This is a genomic window from uncultured Methanobrevibacter sp. (genome assembly GCF_947169325.1).
In the GTDB taxonomy this organism is placed as follows: domain Archaea; phylum Methanobacteriota; class Methanobacteria; order Methanobacteriales; family Methanobacteriaceae; genus Methanocatella.
In genome coordinates this window covers 1-22,633 of sequence record NZ_CAMVPN010000037.1, presented here as the reverse complement: position 1 = coordinate 22,633, position 22,633 = coordinate 1, and the positions used below count along the sequence as shown (strand labels likewise).

Genomic DNA, 22,633 nt, shown 5'->3' with positions numbered 1-22,633 from the left:
AATGATTAACCAACTTATCATAATCTAGGCTAAATGATGCCCATGGATCAATTAAATTTTCCACATTACCACCTTCAAGTATATTATTTTAAATCTATGATTGATAATTATAATGTCAAATTAAAAATTATGTCGAAATATAATAGATTTCTTTAATTAAAATTAGGGTCTTGTCCATTCGATATTATAGTATGTTATGTCAAAATCATCATCGACAATTGCCAGAAGGAGCTTCTTGTTAACACCATGTGAAACCCTTACATAGCTTGCAAAGTCAAGTGCGTCAATGTCATAATTTTCAAAAATAATCTTCACCAAATAATCAGAGTGCCCCTGACCTGGAGATCTGCCCCTATCATATAACCTGAATTCGGAGCCATATTTGAATCCTGTTTTAATAACATATCCACGGTCTTTCAAATCACGATAAACAATGTATTTGGCATAATTGTCCTGTTCCTTTAAAAGATCTATGATATATCCTATACTGCATTCAACGTCATCTTCATAAATGTCTAAACGCTCTTTTTCCAACAAATAGCAGGCTTCAATTAAAGATAGATTTAAAGAGTCAGCTTCAATTTTACCGAACTTGCTTTTTTCATGCAAGGCAATTGGTCTTTTACTACCCTCTTCAATTTTAACAGATACTATTTCATTAGATAAGTTTCCACGCATTAAAACACCAAAAAAGAAATAAATTATATTTAATGCTAATAATTTTGAAATAAATATTATATAAATATTTGTAAAAAAAGAAAATGGATAAAGTTAAACCCTAATAAAAATATTATTGGCCATTTCTACAGGGATATTAAACTCTTTATCATCAATATTAACCAAATAATGGTTACCTACCCTATTATCATTAAATTCATAGCTTAAATGTGAACCCACTTTGATATTCAAATCGGCAATATCATCTAAAAGTTCATTATTTCCACGGATAAAAGATATTGTGCCTTCAGTATTTGAAGTCAATTCAGAAATAGACAATAGGTTAAATTTCCTGTTCATGACCTGATCAAAATCCTTTTGAGAATAGCATTCGTTGCAGCTTGCAAAATCAAAGTTACATGCAGGAATAATATTATCATCAGGACATAAGGCCGGATTGTTCAGCATTGTGCATAATGCCCTTTCCGCTTCATCAGACAAGGTGTGTTCCATTTCACATGCCTGGTCGTGGATGTTTTCCTCTTTAATCTTTAAGATATCCATTAGAAATTTCTCTAAGATTCTATGTTTCCTAGTGATTTTTTGAGCTATTTTCATACCTTTTTCAGTTAAAGTAGCTCCCTTATATGGAGTGTATCCAATATAACCTAAATTTTCTAATTTTTTAAGCATTTGAGTAACACTGCCTGGAGCAATACCAAGTTCTTTTGAGAGAGTTGTTGTTGAAACCTGTTCTCCGTTGCTTCCGTTACGATATAGAACTTCCAAATATTCCTCAATATTTTCACTAATTTTATCCTCAGCCATGAAATCACCTAAATAATAGATTATTATTAATTTATATTATTTTGAGTATAAAAAAGTTTTGGTATGCCTAAATTTTTAGGGTAAGATAAATCGAAAAAGAGATTGGTTAATACTAATTTAAATTTAGGTATATTTAAATCTTTGCTAAAAAAAGAAAAAGAAAGGTTAATTAGAATGATAAACTTGCATAAGTTCCATGCAATGTGAATGAGTTTGTATTCCAATTAACAATAGTTCCAAATGAATTTCTTGTACTTGTAGGGTCTACAACATACCATTGGTCTCCCACTAAAACCTGTGTCCAAACATGTCCGTAAGTGCTTCCACTTGAGAACACACATGTTCCGTGAACATATCTGGCCGCAAGACCTGCTGTTCTGTACATTGCAATCAATAAGTGTGACTGGTCCACACAGTTACCTGTTTTAGCTGACAATGTTCCTGCCGCACCATAATTAGTATTATAATAGAAACTGTATGAAATGGAGTCTCTTACATAATTGTATATGGCTTTTGCCTTTGCCAAATCAGTAGTTAATCCAGAAGTAAGTGAATTTACTATGGATTTAATATTGGCATTTCCAACTTGACAGTTGGTTGTAGATTTCAAGTAAGCTGAAACATCACTAAGAGTATTTTTCTGATTCAAACCAGTACCTGTAGCTGTTGAAGCAGAACTGCTGCTGCTTGATCCATAAGTAACTACAACATAGTTAGGCAATGCACTGTTTGAATTATAGTACGCCAACACACGTGAGAATGAATCAACCAATTCAGAATAGATAATTTTACCTACAGCAGATGAAGCGTAATTAGGAGCCTGCTTATTGTTTCTGATAAACTTGGCCACATTGTTTGCTACAGTCAAATAATCTGCCTTATTCAAGTTTTCTGAACTGATGGTGTCACCGCTAGGAGAAGACGCAGCACTTACCCCACTGATATATGCAATATTGGATGAATTTGAGTTTCCAATTTGATAAATGGCTTGACTCATCAAATACAGGAATTCAGGAGTGGTGAATGTGATTCCACCTGCAGTAACAGTATTCGGCAGCTGACCATTATTTGAAATGTAGGTTTTCAAATTAGATGCACCAGTCAAAATATTCTTAATTGAAATTGTTTTGGATGTTGCAGTACTTGTAGTGGTTGAACTTGAACTTGAACTAGATTTTTTGATTGCACTGATTGTAACATAATTCGGCAACTGTGAATTAGTTTTATAGTAAGCTAAAACCCTTGAAAATGCATCAACCAAGTTTTCATATTTAATTTGACCCAATGTTGAACTTGCATAGTTAGGAGCCTGTTTATTGGATGAAATAAAACTGGCCACCCTTTTTGCAACATCAATATAATCAGCTTCAGCCAATTGACCTTCAGAGTCACCGGCAGAAGCAGAAGGTGCTAAAGCAGATACAACTGAAATTGCAGATGTTTTTCCTGCATTAATATTGACAATAGCCTGAGACATCATATACAGGAACTGAGGAGTTGAATAACTTACACCACCAACAGTTACTTTAGCAGGCACAACTCCAGAAGAGGAGATTGTACTTTTCAAAGTATTAGCAGCAGCTAAAACATTTGCAAGAGTTACAGTATCTCCAGTTGAAGATGAAGATATAGTGCTTGCAGTTGTTTTACCTGTCAATGAATTGTAATTGACAAGATTTGTTACTCCCCATCTGAATACCATTACACCGCTTGCTTTGGCAGTTACTGCCGCCTGAGCGTCTTTGGTAATTTCAGTTGAAGTCAATTTAACAACATTACTGTCAGATCCGTATCCTTGTAAACCTGCCCAAATTTCAGCGCCTTTGGAATTGTCCACAAACCATTTGGTTACTGAAGAAATCCAGGAGGTGGTCTGTTTGTAATTTCCTTTATATATCATTGGAACGACTACATCCATGTAGGAACTGATTGCAGATAAATCCTGACCATAATACTTTATATTACTTGTAGTTTCAGGCATTACCGCACAGGAAACAATAAGACTTGAATCCAATGCATGAAGTGCTTCGGCTGCCTGTTTAGCAAACTGGCTGATAGCTGCAGTACCTCCTTTGGTATTTTCAGCAGTACCAGGATATCTCATATAATCAAAGTGAATACCTGCGACTCCCTTAACTCCCGCATATTTTTTAGCTTCAGAAATTACCTGATTGAAATATGCAGTGTTAGGAGATCCGTTTTTAACAGGATTAATCCAACTACCATCATAGAATGTTTGCATCCAAATATGAACTCTGATTCCATAGCTGTTTGCAGTTGCAATCCAGGATTCAACCGCAGATTGGCCGTGTGCAGTGAATGCATAGTAATTTAGGAAAATGTCAGAAGTTCCTTTAGAAGCTAAACTGCTTAAATCAACTTTTTTCATGTCTCCACCGAAAACCCAATAACCATATCCGTTTAAAGTGGTTTTCTTATTGACAGTCACTTTTGCGCTTCCGCTGCTTGGAGCATAGGAATTGTCTCCAGTGGCTTCGAAATTATAAGATGTAGTATAAGTTCCTGCAGGCAGATTTACGCTGAAAGTGGCATAACCATCTGAAGAGGTTGTAGCAGAATAGGTTTTAGAATTTACGGTTAATTTTACAGTTTTTCCAGACAATGCCTTTTTGCTTGAATCCTGCAATAGGACTTTGAAGGTTTGTGTTCCCTGATACAAAGTTCCGGAAGTTTTCCAAGTTAAAGAGGTGGCAGTCCTGTCTTTAACAGTGATTGCAGTAGATCCGGTTTTCGCATTGACTTTTGAATCGCCTTTAAAAGCATAATCGATAGTGTATTGACCTGCTTTTAAATTGATTGTTAATGATACAATACCATTACTATCAGTGGTTTTTGTATAATTACTACCACTAACAGTTAAAGTAACAGTTTTTCCAACTAAAGCAACATTGCCGGAAGTTAAAGCAACTTTAAATGAAGATCCGGCACCTTTTCCAAATGTTGTTGCACTTTTTACTGTGAAAGTTGGAGTTTTAGATGGAATGATATAAACTTTATTTGATGCGCTTGATTTCTTATAGAAGTTATTTCCATCAAATGCGTATTTTACAGTGTATGCCCCATTTGCCAGGTTAGGCAATTTAAGTGAAGCGACACCTTTGCTATTTGTATTTGCAGTATAAGTTTTACCGTTGATTGTGAATTTAATAATTTTTCCTGCACCCGGTGCATAGCCCAAACCATTTAGTAAAGTGACCTTAATTGTCTTACTTTCACTTTTAAGGAAAGTGTATGAACTTGTTGTTAAAGATGAAGTTGTAGATGAAACCACTTTAACAGTGTTGGTTTTGGTCAAGCCGTCAGTATTGTAAGAAATAATCTTATAAGTTCCCTTATTGAGGGTTGTCATTGACAGGCTTGCTACACCTTTACTATTTGTCTTTGCAGTATAAGTCTTACCATTAATCTTAAATTTGATATTCTTGTTAGCTAAAGCCTTTCCACTGCTTGTCAGAAATGTTGCAGTGAATTTCTTGCTGTCAGTATAAACCTTAGTAACGTCATTGGCCTTGATTGTTGTCAATACTTTGAATTTAGTTGTTAATTTATAATTGGTTTTTGGATTAACAGCAACAACAGTATAAGTGCCGGGTTTAAGATTAACTGCTAGTGAAGCAACCCCATTAGCGTTAGTTTTTTTAGTATATGTAACACCATTTATAGTTATTTTGACATTTGTATTCTTTAAAACGTTTCCTGATAAATCCTTAAATGTCGCAGTGTATTGGGTGCTTCCTTTATAGTATTTAGTAATGTCTTTTGCAATGATAGTGTCTGAAAGCTGTACAGTAGAAGAAACATTACTAGCTGCCCCATATACTTCAATTTCTGAAGAGGACACGGCTAAACTAGTAACCCCATTATCACTATCATTTGAAGAATCACTTGCTATGTTAGTTGATAAAGTATTTGAATTTTCAGATTCTAAAACTTCTTCACTTGATAGAGAAACTTTAGATGCATTATCAACACTTGAATAACTATATACAGAACTTTCTGATGAATCAGCAGTTTTCTCTAATGGGACTGATACATCTGATGTGTCATCTACTAAGCCAGTAGTATAGGAATCTGTAACATTTACTTCACTTGCTGAGATAGCGCCAACTGAAACTACAATAATAAGCGCTAAAAAAACAGTGAGCAATAATTGTTTGTTCAAAATAATTTACCTCCATAACAATTTTTTTAAACAACCGTGAGATTACAATCTCACTTCAACAATATTTATTACAAATATGTTATATAAACCTTTTTATTTAGAAAAAAGCATTATACTCTTTTAATTTTTAAAAATAAGTTTAAAACTTAATGAAAATAAGAAATTAAGTGCAATTATACTTAAAAATATCTTTAAAAGGATAAAACCATATGAAATAATTTTTAAAGTGACTTAACAATATGAAACTTAAAACAGTAATTGTAGTGCTTATCCCATAAAATAACATATAGTTTAAGACTATAATAATGAAAAACATTGATTATGTTTTTGTTAGAATGAAAATCAATAAGTTTAATTGAGTTTAATCAAAAATAAGCAATAAAAATAAAAAAAGAAAAAAAGATGTAAAAATTTACATCATTGGAGGCATTCCACCCATTCCGCCTGCACCAGGCATTGGTGGCATACCGCTTGCATCGTTACCAGACTCATCAGGTCCGGTTGAATTCAATGCATTTCTTGCAGCAATCATGTCATCGATACGTAAGATCATTTCACAGGCTTCGCCAGCTGATTGGAGTGCTTGGATTTTAACTCTTAGAGGTTCAATGACTCCATCCTCTTTCATATCAACTACCTCACCTGAGAATACGTTTATACCAATGAATTTGGAATCTTCGTGAGCTGCTTTTAAATCTGCAATTAAGTTGATGGTGTCCAAACCTGCATTTTCAATCAAGGTTTTAGGAATGATTTCCAAAGCTTCAGCATATTTTAAAATAGCTAATTGTTCTCTTCCACTTACAGATTCACCATAATCTCTTAATTGTTTTACCAAATCGATTTCACAAGCTCCACCACCGATAAGAACTTTACCTTCTTCGATGGTAGCTGCAACTACTCCTAAAGCATCGTCAAGTGCTCTTGCAATTTGTTCGGTAACATAACGGGTACTTCCCCTTAAAACAATGGAGGATGCTTTCGGATTTTCGCATTCTTCAATGAAAGTCAATTCATGATCAAATAGTTTGTCAAGATATACTTTACCTGCAGTACCTAATTTTTCTTCAGATAAATCTTCAATGTCAGTTACGAGTTTAGCACCAGTAGCCTTTTCAATTCTTTCCATATCAGATTTTTTGACTCTTTTGAAAGCCATGATTCCAGCCTTTCTCAAGTAGTGCTCTGCCATGTCATCAATACCTTTTTGACAGAACAATACATTAGCACCTGAATCAACTATTTTTTGCACTAAACCTTTAATCATTTCCTCTTCCTGGTTTAGGAAAAGTTCAAACTGATCAGGGCTTGTGATGTCAATTTTAGCATCGGTGTTGATGTCTTTCAATTCAATAGGATATTTCATGATTGCAATTTTTGCATTTTCAACTTTTTTCGGCATGTTTTTAGACACAGGAGCCTTATCAATAACGATACCTTCTGCTAAAAATGAATCTTCAACAGAATCGCCTGAAACCCTTTGGATGTTAATGTTGTCGATATCAGATTTTCCGTCCTCTTCGATTCTTAAAGCAGCTTCGACAACTAAATCTGCCAAATGGTCTTTTGCATAGTCTGAACCTTTACCACTCATTGCGGTAACAGCCACTTTTTTAAGAGTGTCCTTGTCATCTGCATCGATAGCGATTTCATTTAAGATTTCAACAGCTTTTGCTGTAGCATTTCTGAATCCTTTAACAACAACTGAAGTTGCAATTCCGTCATCCAATAACTCTTCAGCCTTGCTTAAAAGTTCTCCTGCTATAACAACAACGGAAGTGGTTCCGTCTCCGACAATATCTTCTTGTTTTTTAGCGGTTTCTACAAGCATTCTAGCTGCAGGCTGGTTAATTTCCATTTCTCTCATGATAGTTGCACCATCATTGGTGACAGTCACATCACCAAGGGAGTTGACTAACATTTTGTCCATACCTTTAGGACCTAAAGTAGTTCTTACAATGCCCGCCAATACTTTAGCGGCAGTGATATTCATTCTTAAAGCATCTCTTTTTGAATATCTTTCGGTTCCTTCAGGAAGGATAAATATTGGTTGATTTGCCATTTAATAATCACCTTAAAATTTTTTAAATAAAATATAAAACTAAGTTTTTATACATATTTAAATAGGTAAGAGGTAATATAAAAACATTACCCATTAAACTAACTTTTGGTGTGTTAATGTACGAAGAGATAATTAAAGAAATCAAAGCAAATTTGGGAGAAAACAGGGATTTGAACAGGAAATACCTCTCATCACAGATTGAGAAATATAAGGACCATCCCTACAACAAGGAAATAATCCGTGAAGTTTCAAGGATGATGTGGGACTGTCTCAGCGATGAGGAAAAAGAGGAATTCATAGAGATTTCGGATAAGGAAAACCCAATAATGGACATTCTGGATGAAATTTCCGAATATCTTGAACTTGGAGAATATAAAAAAGCGTTAGATATTCTTGATGAGTTTATGGAAAGCTTTCCAGGGATGTTTGAAGACGATAAAGTCAGCGAATACCACAGCTTCACAAACCCATTAGAAGAACTGCTTTTCAGGAAATACATCGGAGCTAAAAAAGAGGTCAGGCTCATTCCTGACAACAAACCTGTGCTTGACTTATATTACATTTACGGATTTCTGCTCCTTGAGGACAACCAACTTGAAGAAGCCGAGGAAAACCTGAAAAAGGCAAATAAGATCAATCCTGTTTCAGCAAGAATCATACTGGAGTTAAGCGAAATCTATAAAAAGCACACTCCCACCTTCAACAAATTTGTAATGTACACAACCGAAGCGCTAACCTATTCCTACTATCCTCAGGACATAGCTAGATGCTACAGAAACCTGGCATACTATTACATTGAAGAGAACAACTTTGAGGTTGCCGTTGCACTTCTAAAATACAGCATGACATTTGAAATGAGCATTATGGCACATAGCGAACTGCACTACATTGAATCAAAAGGCCAAAGCACCGACATGAACCTCGAAGAAGCAATTGCAATAATTAAAGATAAGAATATACAGCTTGGAGTCAACCCATTCATTTTAGAGACATTGAACGAATTTGCTAACGAATATGAGAACAACAAATTATATACTCAAGCACTATACTTCTATGAACTCCTATTCAACCTGACAAATGATGAAAAGACAGGTGCAAAAATTAAAGAAATGGCCGATGAAATAAACAATTAAATAATACTATAATATATAATATTAAATAGGTGATTTAAAATGTGTTCTAGTGGAGGGCCAATGGCCGATATAGACTTAGCAAAATTGAAAACCAAAAAATATCGTTGCAAAGACTGTGGAAATACCTTTAAAGGTCTTGGAAAAAAGGTAGTTTGCCCATCTTGTCAAAGCGATAACGTTGAACTTGCAGAGTAAATTCATTTACTCTTTTTTTATTTTTTTTGTGATTACATGAACATTGATTTTAAAAATGATGAGATACTGTTTCTTGAAGGCGAAACCGGAATGGTGGGTGTCGTTAAGGTAGCATATGAAAACAAGATGCTTTTCATTGCAACACAGGACAATGATGAGATAGTCCAATTTTTAGAATCAGACGACATCATTGCAGTATCAAACTTTAAAAAGGATAAAAGAGCAATAAGAGCACAGGCATATCTAAGCCGTGAAGAATCATCCCCATTAGTAATTCTTAATAAAGACCACCCATCTACAAAAAGACTTGAAACAGTCATATCAATTGGAGATGGAGTGAACCTGAACTGCAATATTACACCCGGAACACACCCCGAACAGAATGTCTTATGTTCATGCGACAGCCTGTCAGGACTTGAAATAATCAAAACTCCAACAGGTGTGAAACTGAACAGAGAATTTACTGACTATACCATTGAAGAATTTTAGGTTGAATAATGTTATTTATCGATTCATTTTACATGTTTTTAGGCCAATTAGTAGTATTTCTGGCAATCTTAATTGTAATACTCTTCATTGCAGTTCTGATTTTAGGACTATTGATAGCTAGAAAAAACAAAATCAAATTCCCCCGATTCATATTGTTTGTGGTTGACCTTCTATATTCTCCTTTCAAGACAATAGCCCACATATTGAAATTGGATGACCATCTGATTGACGATATCGCAATCAAGGTCAGGGACGATGTCAACAAGGAAAAATTCAGACAAATACCTGCCGAAAAAACATTGATATTCCTACCGCACTGCTTAAGACACAGAGACTGTCCTGCAACACTTCAAAAAGAGGGGCTTAACTGTACAGAATGCGGATTATGCTCAATTGGAGCCATCAAGAAAAAATCAGAACCATTAGGTTATAAATTATATATTGTCCCTGGATCAAGCTTTGTTAAAAAAATAGTTATGGAAAACAAGTTTCAGGCAGTTATCGGTGTTGCATGCCATGAGGATTTGAATCAAATGATGATGTTATTGTCAGATTTTTATCCGCAAGGAGTTTTACTTGAAAAAACAGGGTGTTTTGAAACAAAAGTAAATGTTAAGAAAGTATTTGAAAAAATAGATTCCAAATACTAATCCTCGTAATACCTCATGAAATCATCAGATTCCGGAGTTTCACTGAACTCTTGAATAAATTCATTCAAATCTTTGATGAACTCTTCTTTTCTTTTATCAAAATCCTCGATTTCAGAGTAGTCCTTTTTAACAGCAATAGTCATTATTATATCATCAGTTTCTAGAGTTAATTCTGGATACAATTCATCGAGAAATTCATCCATATTATCCTCTACCATGTTGCTGATGAGCTCTTGCAAGGTGTCCCGCTGCAATTGCACCAACAAGAGACAATTCTCCTGCCAATACTGTACATGCAACTATTTCTGCAAATTCTTTTGCATGACCTGAACCTGCAACGCCTAAAATTTCCAATCCTTCGTGAGCAACTTCAAGACTGGTTCCACCACCAACGGTAGCTACAGGCAAGTCTGGCAAGTTTACTGAAAAATACAAATCTCCATCCCTATTTTCTGCAGTAGTGATTCCTAGAGAACCTTCAACAACGTGAGCGGCATCCTGACCGGTTGCCAAAAATATTGCAGCCACCATATTTGCATAATGGGCATTGAATGCCATGCTTCCACTGGCTGCTGAACCAATCAAGTTTTTAGCCATGTTGACTTCGACGATTGCTTCGGTTGTAGTTTTAAGTTTTTTTGCAACAATGTCTTTTGGTATTAATATGTCTGCTATAACGGTTTTTCCACGGCCTTCAACAATATTTATTGCCGCCGGCTTTTTATCGACACAGACATTACCGCTTAATGCAAGGTGATTTGCAGTGGTATCCTGTGCCAATTTTTCCAGGATTTTTTCAGAAGCTATTGTTACCATATTCATTCCCATGCTGTCTCCGGTTGAAAAGACAAATCTTGGATAGACATAGCTTCCAACAATTAAGATAGGATCAATTTTAAGTAGTTTACCGTGTGAAGTTGTGCTTTCGGCAATTTCTTTTAACTCATCGAAATTATCAATAAACCATTGTTTAATCTTTAAAGCTTCACTGGCTCCACTGCATTTGATTGCAGGTGCACGTGTCATGATATCTGAGACTACTCTTGCATTGGCGCCTCCTGAAGCAGTGATTGTGGATGCGCCTCTGTTGATTGATGCCACTAATGCTCCTTCAGAAGTTGCAAGCGGAACAAAAACTTCTCTTGTGCAAAATTCCCCATTGATTTTTAATGGACCTGCAATACCCATAGGAAGCTGTAAAACACCTATGGAGTTTTCAATGTTTCTTGCAGATGCCCTTTCCATGTCTAAAGTATAATTTGATATATTGGATAAATCAATTGAGTATTTCTGCTCCAAAAACTCTCTTCTAATGTCAGTTGCCTCTTTGGCTGAAACCTCACTGTCAACCTGATAAAGTTTCATTTCGCCATTCAATAATTTATCAATAATTTCCTGATTTGTCATTACATAACCTTTTTAAGTAAATCTACAATTTCAGATGGCTTGATTGCTACTTCAACACCTGCTTCATTTAATGCTTTGGTTTTACTTTCAACAGTACCTGAAGAACCTTGAATGATAGCTCCAGCATGCCCCATTCTTTTGCCCGGAGGTGCTGTTCTTCCTGCAATGTATGATACGACAGGTTTTGAAAATTCTTCAGCAATGTATTTTCCAGCTCTTTCTTCTGCAGTTCCGCCGATTTCACCAATCAAAACAACTGCATCAGTATCATCATCCTTGTCGAATCTTTTTAAGATATCCACATAATTATTTCCAGTAACAGGGTCCCCACCGATTCCTACAGCAGTACTCTGACCTATTCCTGCATTGGTTAGCTCACTTGCAATCTCGTATGTTAATGTACCGCTTCTTGAAATTACACCCACATTACCTTCTGAAAAGATGTGGGTAGGCATGATACCCATTTTACCTACACCAGGAGAGATAATCCCCGGAGTATTCGGACCGATGATTGTTGTTCCCATTTCTTTTGCATATGCCATGATTTTCATACTGTCATGAACAGGAATATGCTCTGAAATAATTACAACCAAATCCAAGTGTCTGATTGCTTCGAATGCAGCATCCTTTGCAAATCTTGCAGGTACAAAAATAATTGAAGAGTTAATGTCAACTTCTTCTGTTGCCTCTTCGATTGAGTTAAAGATTGGAACTTGATCCATGAATTTTTGGCCTCCTTTACCAGGAGTAAGACCTGCAACAATATTTGTATTGTATTTTAACATTTGTTCAGTGTGAAAGGAACCTTGTTTACCTGTAATCCCTTGAACCAAACATTTTGTATCTTCATTTAATAAAATCATAATATAACTCCTATCTTAAAATTCTAGTTTTATTTTCAAATGGAACTGCCAAATCAATGACATTGCCGTTCATGAATGCAGTAGCGGAAAATATAACGCTACCTGGCAATACATTGCAGGTTGTTCCTCGTTTAACCAAGTAAACATTTTTGTTTCCAAGCGCAGCACCAATCATTGCCCCTGCAACCACTCCAACAGATTCGATATTTTCTATAGTGGCCACAACAACAGGATCATCGGTTTCAGGTGAAACATATCCAACGCCAGGAATTTCTCTTATTTTAGGCTCAATATAATCTGACACATCAGTTACATTTTTCATTCCTTTTGAGGCATCGATTGCTGAGTTGGCAACGTCCGCTACAAACGGTTCTCCCCCATATGTATCAAAGCCTAAAACAATTGCATCAGGAAATCTATCCGGCCTGATACTGGCTTCGGCATAAGAAACGCCTTCGCCTGCACCATCAGGAGTCTTTGAAATTCCAGACAAATCCCCTAGATTTTCAGCGCTCATTTTTAAAACATTGATTATGCCTTCATTTACAACTTCAAGCAAATCATCCTCAACAAATGCGCTTACGACAACGTCATCACCAGTGACATTTGTCAAAGCAACATCCCTTGCGCCTGCTTCTTTGACTGTATGAAGATTTTTTTCAATAGTTTCTACTAGCTTTGCGCTGCAGGACACATCATTTTTTGATATATCCGCACCAATAGCAGTAATTTTCAAATTAACACCTTGAATAATTGATTTGATAAATAAATAAAATATAAAAATTTTATTGATATATAATTTTGTTTTTCAATTTATTTAAATATTAAGAGTTTGAAGTAACTTTAATAATAACTAATTGATAAATATAATAGTAATGTATTCTCAAACAAAAATTGCAATTCCAATTTTTCAAAAGAATTGTGAAGATGTCATTGAAGTGGCTCGAGATTGTATCGATAAGGGAGCAGATGTGCTGGAGTTTAGAATAGACGCACTTTCAAATCCGGATATCAGCGAAATCAAAAATACAATCAAAGAAATAGACTTTCCAACAATAGCCACTAACCGAATCAACACAGAAGGAGGATCTTTTAAGGGAACAGAAGAGGAAAGATTCAACATACTATATGAATGCTGTGATGTTGCCGACTATGTTGACATCGAACTTCAAAGCAATGACGAATACATCAATAAAATCCATGATACCGGAGTGACAACCATTGTTTCCTATCATGACTTTGAAAAGACTCCAAAATTAAGTGAAATAACATACATTGTCGAAAAAGAGCAGGAACTTGGAGACATTGCAAAGGTTGCATTCATGCCGCAGGATTTGGAAGACACATTAACAATCCTCGCTGTCCTTTCACACTGCAAAGACACAATAGCCATTTCAATGGGAGATTTGGGAAGCTATACCAGAGTCATGGCATCAAAATTTGACTCACCAATTACTTTTGCTGCAGGAACTGACGTGACAGCGCCGGGCCAAATTGACATTGAAACCATGAAAGCATTGCTCAACATGGATTTAAACATACTAGACGAGTGATAATATGGCTAAAAAAATTATTTTAGCTTTAATTGTACTTTTTTTATTGGGTTTTCTGGCTTTAAACTTCTTGGGAAATGATTATGTTAATGTCTACATTGACGGTGAAAACATTAGCGTCAACACCAACACCCTTTCAAATGTCGATACCCATAATTTAAATCAGGAAATCTGCGATTATGCATTGGATGTAATGGACGACCCGACAGCAGATGTTGAAACTCTTAAAGAAGGAATATCGAATATTTGCAGCAAATATGGGCTGGAGGATGTCGAAATCAGCATCGATTCAAGTTTTGGAAAAAATCAGATTCCAGTCATCGTTTATGTTGACGGAACCTCAATGGTTCCAACCCTGCAGGACGGACAAGCAGTGCTAATTAACAAAACACATGATGTTAATGTCGGAGACATTGTCGTTGCCGAATCCGATGAATATGGAGGCATCATTAAAAGGGTTGACGAAGTAGATGGCAACTCAATCCATTTGGTCAGTGACAATAAAGAGATTTCATATGAAATCATTAACGGCGAATTATATGAACTTAAAGGCATCAGCACTTGGGTTGACATATCCGACATTAACGGCGTCGCCATCAAATATTGAACAGATATGGTAATCATACCACCAGATATAAATTTACTGCCATTTTGGATTTTTTCATATGAATAATCTTACAACTGATTTTAACCGATTATGGATGAAAATGACAAATCATTAATCAAACATGAAAAGTGAAAAAGAATTTGAATGAATATTCATTTAATAACTATTAAATAATAGCTATTTAAATAAATAATAATAGTATAGTTTAAATTTTTAAATTAAATGAAAATTAGTGTTATTATGAAAGACTCAATAAAAGCAAATCTGATTGTATTTCTAATAATTGCAGTAATCGCATTTACAATTAGCAGTGCTTTTGCAAGTTTGACAATAACGGAAGATGACGATTCATATAAGCTGAGTTCAATTGAAAACGATTCATTCGAACCTGCCTATATCGATGAAGTTCCAACAATAATTCCTGAAGTTGAAACAAATAATACTGAAAATTCAACAAATACCACAAACGGTACTTATGACACAAACGATACTTGGAATGAAACACTATTTGAAGATTGGGAGATCTGATAAAAATGGCCGAAAAGAAAAAATTCATAAGGGACAGTGTCTATGGAGATATCAGCTTAAACAAATTCGAAGAAAGAATTATGGACATGCCACAATTCCAACGTTTGAGAAGAATCAAGCAGCTGGGTTTAATCAGCCTAATTTATCCCGGAGCTACACACACAAGATTTGAGCATTCCGTCGGAACCATGAATCTGGGATCAAAACTGTCAACAGAACTGGGATTGTCTGAGGATGAAATAGAATTAATAAGAGCTTCAGCACTATTGCATGATATTGGACACGGTCCGTTTTCACATGTATCCGAAGGGGTTTTATCAGTGCCCCATGAAGAGTTGACAAAATATGTCGTTACAAAAACATCAATGAAAGATTTACTTGAAGAAAAATTTGATGTCAATGAAATTGTAGATATTGTCAATGGAAAAGGTCATCTAGGACCAATCGTCTCAGGAGAACTTGATGTGGACAGGATGGATTATCTTTTAAGAGATTCACACAATACCGGTGTTGCATATGGTGTGATTGATTATCAGAGAATAATCTCCAATTTAAAACTTGAAGATGGATTGATATTGGACATTAAAGGAGTTCAAGCTGCTGAAGGAGCTTTAGTATCAAGGTATTTCATGTATCCGAGCGTTTATCAGCACCACACCACCCGAATCGTTAATTCAATGTTTAGAAGAGCTTTGAAAAAAGTGATAGATGATGGCATAATCAATGAGAATGACATCTACAAATATGATGATGCTGAAATTATCGGAGTATTCAGACACTGCGAAGATAAATTCGTGAATGACATGATGTCCAGATTAGACAACAGGAACATCATGAAAAGAGTTAAAACCATCAGACTCGATAATTTCAAATATCCTGAAAAAATGTATAAGATTGAACAAAGCGAATTGAGAAAGGCTGAAGAGGAAATTGCTGAAGATTACGACATCGATAAAAATTATGTATTTATAAATATTGCGGAATATCCTCGTTTCGATGAAATGAAAACCCAAGTAAACGTTGATGAAAAATTATATCCTTTGACAGAAATTTCAAACATCATCGGTGCATTAAGCAAAGCAAGATTCAATATTCCAGACATCAGCGTTTATGTTGATGAAAGTGAAAAATCAAAATTTGAAAAATTCAAACTGGAAAACTATCTTGATTTACCTGAAATCGATAGAGAAAAATTCCATGGAATCCATTATGACCAAATTAAACTATTCTAGGAGATTTAAATGATAGTAGTTGCAATAACCGGTGCAAGCGGAGTAATATATGGAATAAGATTGCTCGAAGTATTGAAAGAAATGAATATTGAAAACAGTTTGGTCATAAGCGATGCTGGAAAAACCGTGATTGAATCAGAAACAGATTATACAGTTGAAGAGGTAATGAATCTGGCAGATGCATTCTACGATTTCAATGACCTGACCGCTTCAATCAACAGCGGTTCATTTAAAGCGGATGCACTGGCCATTGTGCCATGCTCCATGAAGACATTATCATCAATAGCCAATGGATACGGAGCAAATACAATAACAAGAGTTGCTGATGTCAGCCTCAAAGAAAGAAGGCCAACAGTTATTGTTCCTCGCGAAACTCCACTTAGAAGCATCCATTTACAGAATATGCTAACATTATCACAAGAAGGAGCCATAATCCTACCGGCAATGCCAGGATTTTATTCAACACATGATACTGTTGATGACCAGATCAATTTCATTGTAGGGAAGATTTTAGACTCATTGAAAATTGAAAATAATTTATTTAAAAGGTGGGAATAAATGTTAGAAGACAAGGATTTTATTAAATCCTGTGACGTACCAGGACCAACAAAAGAAGCCATCAGGGCAATCATATTATACAAATCAGAGGTAACAGACACAGACAAGGTTGTGGATTGCGGATGCGGAACCGGAGGAATTACCTGTGAATTTGCCCAAAGGGCTCGTGAAGTAATTTCAATCGACACAAATCCCGAAGCCATTGAAATAACTTCCAGAAATCTTGAGAAGTTCGGACTTGGCGACAACGTCACATTAATTAATGATGATGGAGCAAATGCCTTAAATGATATTGACGACATTGACATTGCCATTGTAGGGGGCAGTGGCAGACAGCTCGAAAATATCCTGGACATTGTTCATGAAAAACTAAATTCAAAAGGCAGAATCATTATTACTGCAATATTGGTTGACACAAAAGTCGAAGCGATTAATAAGCTTAAGCAATTAGGATATAATCCAAAAATCATGGAAGTGAATGTGTCCAACGGACGTGTCCTTGATCGTGGAATCCTGATGATTAGTGAAAACCCAATAGCAATCATGACTGCCAAAAAAAGATAAAAACTGGAGATTAAAAAAATGAGTGAACGTTTAAGTTGGAAAATGAAATTTTCCATTTTAATGGTAATTTTAATAATTATCATTTACGGTTCCAATTATCTCATTTTAGGTGATGCAGAACATATCATATCCTATATCTGGACACATTTAGGTTTCATTCCTGTTGATATTCTTGTTGTAGCATTTTTACTTGATGAGATAATTGAGAAAAAAGAAAAAGAAGCAATGCTTGAAAAACTAGACATGCTTATGAGCACTTTCTTTTCAGAAGTTGGAAACGACTTAATCAGTCAATTAAGCAGCGTCAACAAGTATAAAACAAATACTGAAAATCTAAAAGAAATCAAAAACTGGAATCAGAATGATTATGAAAATAAACTGGAGGAACTTAAAGATTCGACAGTTGATTTCAGAGCAGACATTGCTCCGGAAGAAAGAGAAGAATTCCTTGAGGATTTGAGAACATTGCTTGCAGGCAAAAGGGAATTTATCATCAACTTGATAAATAATCCAAATCTGCTTGAAAAAGAAGAATTCACCGGATTGATAAATGCAATTCTTCACCTTGATGAAGAATTGGAACACAGAACCGATTTGGCTTTAGTCAATGACACTGACTTCGGACACCTTAACGGAGACATGCAAAGAGTGTACTCCAAATTGGTATACGAATGGGTTTATTACCTGAAATACTTGGATAAACATTATCCATACATGATTGCATTGATGATACGTACAAATCCGTTTGATAAAGATGCAAGCGTCTATGTGGAATAACATTTTAGGAGATTTAATATGAGTAATGAAATCAAAAGTAGTGAAAATATTAAATCCTGCATTATTTTATGTGGAGGTCAAAGTAGAAGAATGGGTCGTGACAAAGGGTCCATGATTATTCAGGACAAACCAATGATTAAACACATACTTTCTACTTTAAACCACGAAATAGATGAAGCAGTAATTGTTTTAAATGACCAAACAAGGATTGCCAAATATAGTGAATTTATTGATTCAAAAGATTACACCTATACCATCAAATTTACTGAAGACAAAATTAAAAATAAAGGACCACTGCCGGGAATTATGACCGGACTTGGGCAAATAAAAAGCAGTTATGCACTCATACTGCCTTGCGACAGCCCATATGTGACAAAAAACTACATCACCACTATTTTTTCAGAAATTACTGAGGATTATCAGGCAATTGTCCCTTATCACGACAGAGAAAACAAAATTAAAACATCAGAGCCACTTCACTCGATTTACAATAAGAATATTGTCCCAATCATTGAAGACTTAATTGAAAATGATGTTTTGCACATCAAGGGACTGATAGAAAAAATAGATACGAAATTTGTTTTGATAGATAATAAAAAAATAGAAAAAAAAGAATTTAGAAATCTTAATCGTCCTTCAGACATTTAAAGATATTCTATTAACTCTTTTACTTTTCCTACTGCAGTATTTACACAGTAAAGAATTTCATCTTTAGTCAATGGTTCTTTTCCACCTTTTTGCATGGAACAGATATGACCATCTTTAGTAACACCAACATTTAAACGAGCACTAGCCACTCTTTCTTCACTTAATGTTGGGTCAATTACCATCTTATCACCAATTTTAACAAATGTACATAAAGCCAATTCATTATTGATTGGTAAATCAAAGGTTTCATCTTCACTGAGGACTACTTCTTCATCAACAATACTTGCAACAGGTAATTTAGTGGTTTTAAGTGCAGCCATTACAGCCAATTCACATGCATCGAAAAGGTTACCGCAGTTGTCTATAATGTGTAAATCGATGAATAACATCCAAACATGTTTTCCTTCTTCAACACATAATTTGTCCAATTCCACCAATTCACTTTCACGGATACCCCTGTCCACTACACGTGCAAGTTCAATTGAATCTTCACTAGGTGGTCCTGGTTCAAAGGTAGGATCAGCCATAGGCAACATTTCACAGTTTGTCATTAAAACTCCTAAATCTGGAGTGTCTGGGAATGGGCTTCCAAGTTGTGGTTTAATACCTACAATAACTTGAGTTCCACCAATTTTAACACGAGCAGAACCTTCAGCTTTAGAAATAACATTTGTTTCAATAGAAATATCCCTATATTCAGTTAATTCCCTGCCATCTTCTCTTTTATCGTTTTTGACAAGGTTAGTAATACTTTGTTTTGTAATTTCCGGTACTATATCCATATTATCCACCCACTATTCTGTAGAATACCTTTTCATTAAAGCTTCTTTTTGAAGTTCACTTACTTGTAAACATCCTTCCATAGCTAAATCAATTGCTTTTGCAAATTCTTCTTCAGTCAAATCACCATCACTTTGTAATAATGTGATTTCACCAGTTCTTGGCATCATAGCTATTGGAACATCAGCTTGACCTTCTTTATCTTCATATTCTGATAAATCAAGTACAATTTCATCATTAACTTTACCAGCAGCACAACCTACAACAATATCTTTCATAGGCACTCCGGCGTCAACTAAAGCAACGGAAGCTGCTGTGATTCCTGCACAACGGGTTCCTCCTTCAGCTTCGATTACTTCTATAAAAATATCAATCATTGAGCGAGGATAATTTTCCAACATCAATGCTGGCCTTAATGCATCGGCGGTGATTTTGGAAATTTCAGAAGATCTTCTATCAGGTCCTGGTCTTTTCCTGTCATCTACTGAAAATGGTGCCATGTTATATCTGCATCTGATAACACCAGAATTAGGTTCTAGCAATCTTCTAATGTATGATTCCCTAGGACCATAAACCGCTACTAAAATTTTGTTTCCTCCAACTTCCAAATAAGCAGAACCGTCTGCACGTTCAAGAACGCCTGCTTCAATTTTGATAGGGCGTAATTCGTTAAATTTCCTACCATCTTCTCTTATCATTTCAGACATTTATATCAACCTCATTTATAATACGAAGAAATATTAATCATTATTTATTATTCAAAATTAAAGAATTGTTTGAGTTATCACCTAAAGATATAGTATTATCTTTGTTTTTATTTTTTTTCCTCAATTCTTCAATGACTTCAGCAATATTAGGTTTTTCATCCTTTTCTGCGTTATCTTCTTCAGTTTCTTCAACTTCTGCAGCTTCATCAGCATCTTCCGCTTCTGGAGATTCTGCAGCTTCTTTTTCCTCAGCTTCTCTTTCTTCCTGTTCTAATTCTTCTTTAAAATTTTGAAGCTTAGGTTTTTCTAAAACAAATTCTTCTTCCTCTTCAGAAACTTCTTCAGGTGGTAATTCACCATCAATAGCCAAGTATAATTTGTTTTTGATTTTATTTGTTAAACCAGAAGTATGAGCTTCAGCCTCAATCAAATGAATAATATTTTTGGTAAGTTGTTCCATGTCTTCGTCACCTTTAACCCAAACGAGACCATTTTGACCAACAACAATTTTACAATTGGTTTTATCCTTAATCATGTTGATCATAGAACCTTTTTTACCTATTAATCTAGGAACTTTAGTTGGAGCAATATCAACGATTATTCCTCCTTTAAATTTACCCATTCCTCTTCCTTTTAAACCGAGTTTTGCCTTTTTGATTTCATCAACATCGACAACTCTTAAAAATAGAACATCCCCAACATCGAAAACTTTGTTGAGCTCTTTTTTCTCACGACCAAACACTTCAAAAGCAGGTAAAATTCCAGAATAAGGGGAATTAATATCAACATCCCACATTGAGAATCTGACATCGTTAATCTTACCTATTACAACATCTCCTTTTTTAGGGACATACTTGCTTTTAAGAGGAATAACTCTAATTTTCTTATTCCTTAAAGAAACAAGTCCCATTAAAGAAGAACAAACTTTACCATTGTCTTTAAAGGTACCTCTTCCTGAATAGTATTCATCGTCAGCTAATATCTGACCAGGAATAACTAAATCTTTATTTTCCACATATATCATAATAATCCCATCAGCTTAATTATTTTATAGTTTTAGTTTCTGCTTGCCCACCTGAAATTTCAGCCATTTTAGAGGCAAAAGAATTTTGAAGACCGCCAGGCATTTCAATAATACCTATCCATGAACCGTCCTGTTGCCATTCCTCATTAATGATTTCACCAAATCCATGAATAACAGAATAAGCACTTCCAGCGGCAGAGCCAGGAAGCCTAACAGCAACTTTGGCTTTTTCAAATTTGATAGGGATAAGCGGTTTAATGGCTTTTAGGGCATTTTGTACTTGCTGGTCAACTGAAGTGAAAGGATCAAATTTTACCTTTGCTTCATCACAGGCGTTCTCAATTCTTTGAACAGGATGAGGCAAACCATTTTGAGGATTGATTGCTTCTCTAGCAATTTTATTGATAACCAATTTTCGTTTATCCTCTTGCATTTTTCTTTTTTGATCTGCAGTTAACTGCACTGTGCCCTTTTCAAGTATAATTTTAGAAACTTCAATAGGATCAGTAGTTTCAAATATTTTCTTCATGGCTTCTTCGGAAGCCTTATCTCCTTTTTTGGAGTCTTTGAAAATTTCTTCAACAGCTAAAAGATCTTCAATGGCAACATCAGGACCATCTGGATTACGATAATCAGCTGCTAAATCAGGGTCAACCAATATTTCAAAGTGTTCACCACAATATTCATATTTAGCGATAATAGCTTCATCAACATTAACCATTGAAACATCCCCTAACTATTATTAAACATTATTCTTCTGAATCTTCTTCGGAATCATCTTCGATTTCTTCAGATTCATCTTCAGCAACAAGTACTTCGTCAATGTATTTTTGTACTTCATCTGCAGAGAGCTTTACATATTTTCCATCGTCATTTTTGATAACTGCAATTTCAACATTTTTTGAAGTTGTGTCATGGTCTGTAGCATCATTGATGGCAATTAAGGCCAATTCAATTGCTCCTTCCAAGGTCAAATCGTCACTGTATTTTTCTTCAAAAATTTCCATAGCAGCAGATCTTCCTGAACCAATAGCGGTTGCTTTATATTCTATTAATGCTCCACTCGGATCAGTTTCGAACAATTTTGCTTTGCCGTCATATACTCCACCAATGATTAAAGCGGAACCGAACGGTCTTACTCCACCATTTTGAGTATATAACTGTAACATGTCACATAATTTTTTAGAT

Annotated in this window: 24 protein-coding genes and 1 pseudogene; 12 read left to right on the top strand and 13 right to left on the bottom strand. The window is 35.2% G+C overall.

Features of this window, described 5'->3' with window-relative positions; all coding sequences use genetic code 11:
* Positions 1-162: 162 nt before the first annotated feature.
* From endA to thsA, 4 genes are all read right to left on the bottom strand, one after another.
* A complete protein-coding gene (gene endA, locus Q0W26_RS06515) occupies positions 163-678 on the bottom strand; it encodes a tRNA-intron lyase (RefSeq protein WP_298523476.1) in 516 nt (171 codons plus the stop codon).
* Between the two features lie 93 nt (positions 679-771).
* Entirely contained in the window at positions 772-1,485 is a 714-nt protein-coding gene (locus Q0W26_RS06510) for a metal-dependent transcriptional regulator (RefSeq protein WP_298523475.1), read from the bottom strand.
* A gap of 169 nt (positions 1,486-1,654) precedes the next feature.
* Positions 1,655-5,668 carry a pseudomurein-binding repeat-containing protein gene (locus tag Q0W26_RS06505; protein ID WP_298523474.1) on the bottom strand — a complete coding sequence of 1,338 codons (4,014 nt, stop codon included), beginning with the start codon at positions 5,666-5,668 and terminating at the stop codon, positions 1,655-1,657.
* Positions 5,669-6,080: 412 nt separating this feature from the next.
* Entirely contained in the window at positions 6,081-7,730 is a 1,650-nt protein-coding gene (gene thsA / locus Q0W26_RS06500) for a thermosome subunit alpha (protein ID WP_298523473.1), read from the bottom strand.
* A 116-nt stretch (positions 7,731-7,846) separates the two neighbouring features.
* Here thsA and Q0W26_RS06495 point away from each other — a divergent pair, with 116 nt between their 5' ends.
* Genes Q0W26_RS06495 through Q0W26_RS06480 form a run of 4 tightly spaced genes read left to right on the top strand, consistent with a single transcriptional unit; the run spans position 7,847 to position 10,197 of the window.
* Positions 7,847-8,863, top strand: a complete 1,017-nt coding sequence (locus tag Q0W26_RS06495) for a lipopolysaccharide assembly protein LapB (RefSeq protein WP_298523472.1) — start codon at positions 7,847-7,849, stop codon at positions 8,861-8,863.
* Positions 8,864-8,923: 60 nt separating this feature from the next.
* Entirely contained in the window at positions 8,924-9,058 is a 135-nt protein-coding gene (locus tag Q0W26_RS06490; RefSeq protein WP_298523477.1) for a hypothetical protein, read from the top strand.
* Positions 9,059-9,094: 36 nt separating this feature from the next.
* Positions 9,095-9,547, top strand: coding sequence for a hypothetical protein (locus tag Q0W26_RS06485; RefSeq protein ID WP_298523471.1), 453 nt, complete (start codon positions 9,095-9,097; stop codon positions 9,545-9,547).
* Positions 9,548-9,555: 8 nt separating this feature from the next.
* The gene (locus Q0W26_RS06480) at positions 9,556-10,197 is read left to right on the top strand and encodes a DUF116 domain-containing protein (protein WP_298523470.1); all 642 of its coding nucleotides are present in this window, start codon (positions 9,556-9,558) and stop codon (positions 10,195-10,197) included.
* On the opposite strand, the gene Q0W26_RS06475 is transcribed toward Q0W26_RS06480, so the two are convergent.
* From Q0W26_RS06475 to Q0W26_RS06460, 4 genes are read right to left on the bottom strand one after another with little or no spacing between them, the layout of a single operon-like run.
* Positions 10,194-10,400 carry a hypothetical protein gene (locus tag Q0W26_RS06475; RefSeq protein ID WP_298523469.1) on the bottom strand — a complete coding sequence of 69 codons (207 nt, stop codon included), beginning with the start codon at positions 10,398-10,400 and terminating at the stop codon, positions 10,194-10,196. The two genes, Q0W26_RS06480 and Q0W26_RS06475, sit on opposite strands and share 4 nt — an antisense overlap.
* Position 10,401: 1 nt before the next feature.
* Entirely contained in the window at positions 10,402-11,604 is a 1,203-nt protein-coding gene (gene hmgA / locus Q0W26_RS06470) for a hydroxymethylglutaryl-CoA reductase (NADPH) (protein WP_298523468.1), read from the bottom strand.
* Positions 11,604-12,467 (bottom strand): succinate--CoA ligase subunit alpha, encoded by an 864-nt coding sequence (gene sucD, locus Q0W26_RS06465; protein WP_298523467.1) that lies wholly within the window; start codon positions 12,465-12,467, stop codon positions 11,604-11,606. The genes hmgA and sucD overlap by 1 nt, the downstream gene beginning before the upstream one ends.
* A gap of 10 nt (positions 12,468-12,477) precedes the next feature.
* Positions 12,478-13,203, bottom strand: a complete 726-nt coding sequence (locus tag Q0W26_RS06460; protein WP_298523466.1) for a hypothetical protein — start codon at positions 13,201-13,203, stop codon at positions 12,478-12,480.
* A gap of 139 nt (positions 13,204-13,342) precedes the next feature.
* Between Q0W26_RS06460 and aroD the strand changes: the two genes are divergently transcribed.
* From aroD to Q0W26_RS06420, 8 genes are all read left to right on the top strand, one after another.
* Positions 13,343-14,020 carry a type I 3-dehydroquinate dehydratase gene (gene aroD / locus Q0W26_RS06455; protein ID WP_298523465.1) on the top strand — a complete coding sequence of 226 codons (678 nt, stop codon included), beginning with the start codon at positions 13,343-13,345 and terminating at the stop codon, positions 14,018-14,020.
* A gap of 4 nt (positions 14,021-14,024) precedes the next feature.
* Positions 14,025-14,627: a S24 family peptidase gene (locus tag Q0W26_RS06450; RefSeq protein WP_298523464.1), complete on the top strand. Its 603-nt coding sequence runs from the start codon at positions 14,025-14,027 to the stop codon at positions 14,625-14,627.
* Between the two features lie 240 nt (positions 14,628-14,867).
* Positions 14,868-15,155, top strand: a complete 288-nt coding sequence (locus Q0W26_RS06445; RefSeq protein WP_298523463.1) for a hypothetical protein — start codon at positions 14,868-14,870, stop codon at positions 15,153-15,155.
* A 5-nt stretch (positions 15,156-15,160) separates the two neighbouring features.
* The gene (locus Q0W26_RS06440; protein WP_298523462.1) at positions 15,161-16,387 is read left to right on the top strand and encodes an HD domain-containing protein; all 1,227 of its coding nucleotides are present in this window, start codon (positions 15,161-15,163) and stop codon (positions 16,385-16,387) included.
* A 9-nt stretch (positions 16,388-16,396) separates the two neighbouring features.
* Entirely contained in the window at positions 16,397-16,945 is a 549-nt protein-coding gene (locus Q0W26_RS06435) for a UbiX family flavin prenyltransferase (RefSeq protein ID WP_298523461.1), read from the top strand.
* Entirely contained in the window at positions 16,946-17,509 is a 564-nt protein-coding gene (gene cbiT, locus Q0W26_RS06430; RefSeq protein ID WP_298523460.1) for a precorrin-6Y C5,15-methyltransferase (decarboxylating) subunit CbiT, read from the top strand.
* Positions 17,510-17,527: 18 nt separating this feature from the next.
* Complete coding sequence (locus Q0W26_RS06425; RefSeq protein WP_298523459.1) at positions 17,528-18,286, top strand: hypothetical protein; 759 nt, start codon at positions 17,528-17,530, stop codon at positions 18,284-18,286.
* 18 nt (positions 18,287-18,304) lie between these two features.
* On the top strand, positions 18,305-18,934 hold the full coding sequence (locus Q0W26_RS06420) for a molybdenum cofactor guanylyltransferase (protein ID WP_298523458.1): 630 nt from the start codon (positions 18,305-18,307) through the stop codon (positions 18,932-18,934).
* Here the strand turns inward: Q0W26_RS06420 and rrp42 are convergent.
* From rrp42 to Q0W26_RS06395, 5 genes and pseudogenes are all read right to left on the bottom strand, one after another.
* On the bottom strand, positions 18,931-19,716 hold the full coding sequence (gene rrp42, locus Q0W26_RS06415; protein ID WP_298523457.1) for an exosome complex protein Rrp42: 786 nt from the start codon (positions 19,714-19,716) through the stop codon (positions 18,931-18,933). The two genes, Q0W26_RS06420 and rrp42, sit on opposite strands and share 4 nt — an antisense overlap.
* Positions 19,717-19,728: 12 nt before the next feature.
* Positions 19,729-20,421 carry an exosome complex exonuclease Rrp41 gene (rrp41, locus tag Q0W26_RS06410; protein ID WP_298523456.1) on the bottom strand — a complete coding sequence of 231 codons (693 nt, stop codon included), beginning with the start codon at positions 20,419-20,421 and terminating at the stop codon, positions 19,729-19,731.
* Between the two features lie 40 nt (positions 20,422-20,461).
* A complete protein-coding gene (rrp4, locus tag Q0W26_RS06405; protein ID WP_298523455.1) occupies positions 20,462-21,445 on the bottom strand; it encodes an exosome complex RNA-binding protein Rrp4 in 984 nt (327 codons plus the stop codon).
* 19 nt (positions 21,446-21,464) lie between these two features.
* Complete coding sequence (locus Q0W26_RS06400) at positions 21,465-22,166, bottom strand: ribosome assembly factor SBDS (protein WP_298523454.1); 702 nt, start codon at positions 22,164-22,166, stop codon at positions 21,465-21,467.
* A gap of 28 nt (positions 22,167-22,194) precedes the next feature.
* Positions 22,195-22,633 (bottom strand): annotated as a pseudogene (locus tag Q0W26_RS06395) (proteasome subunit alpha); the annotation flags it as partial.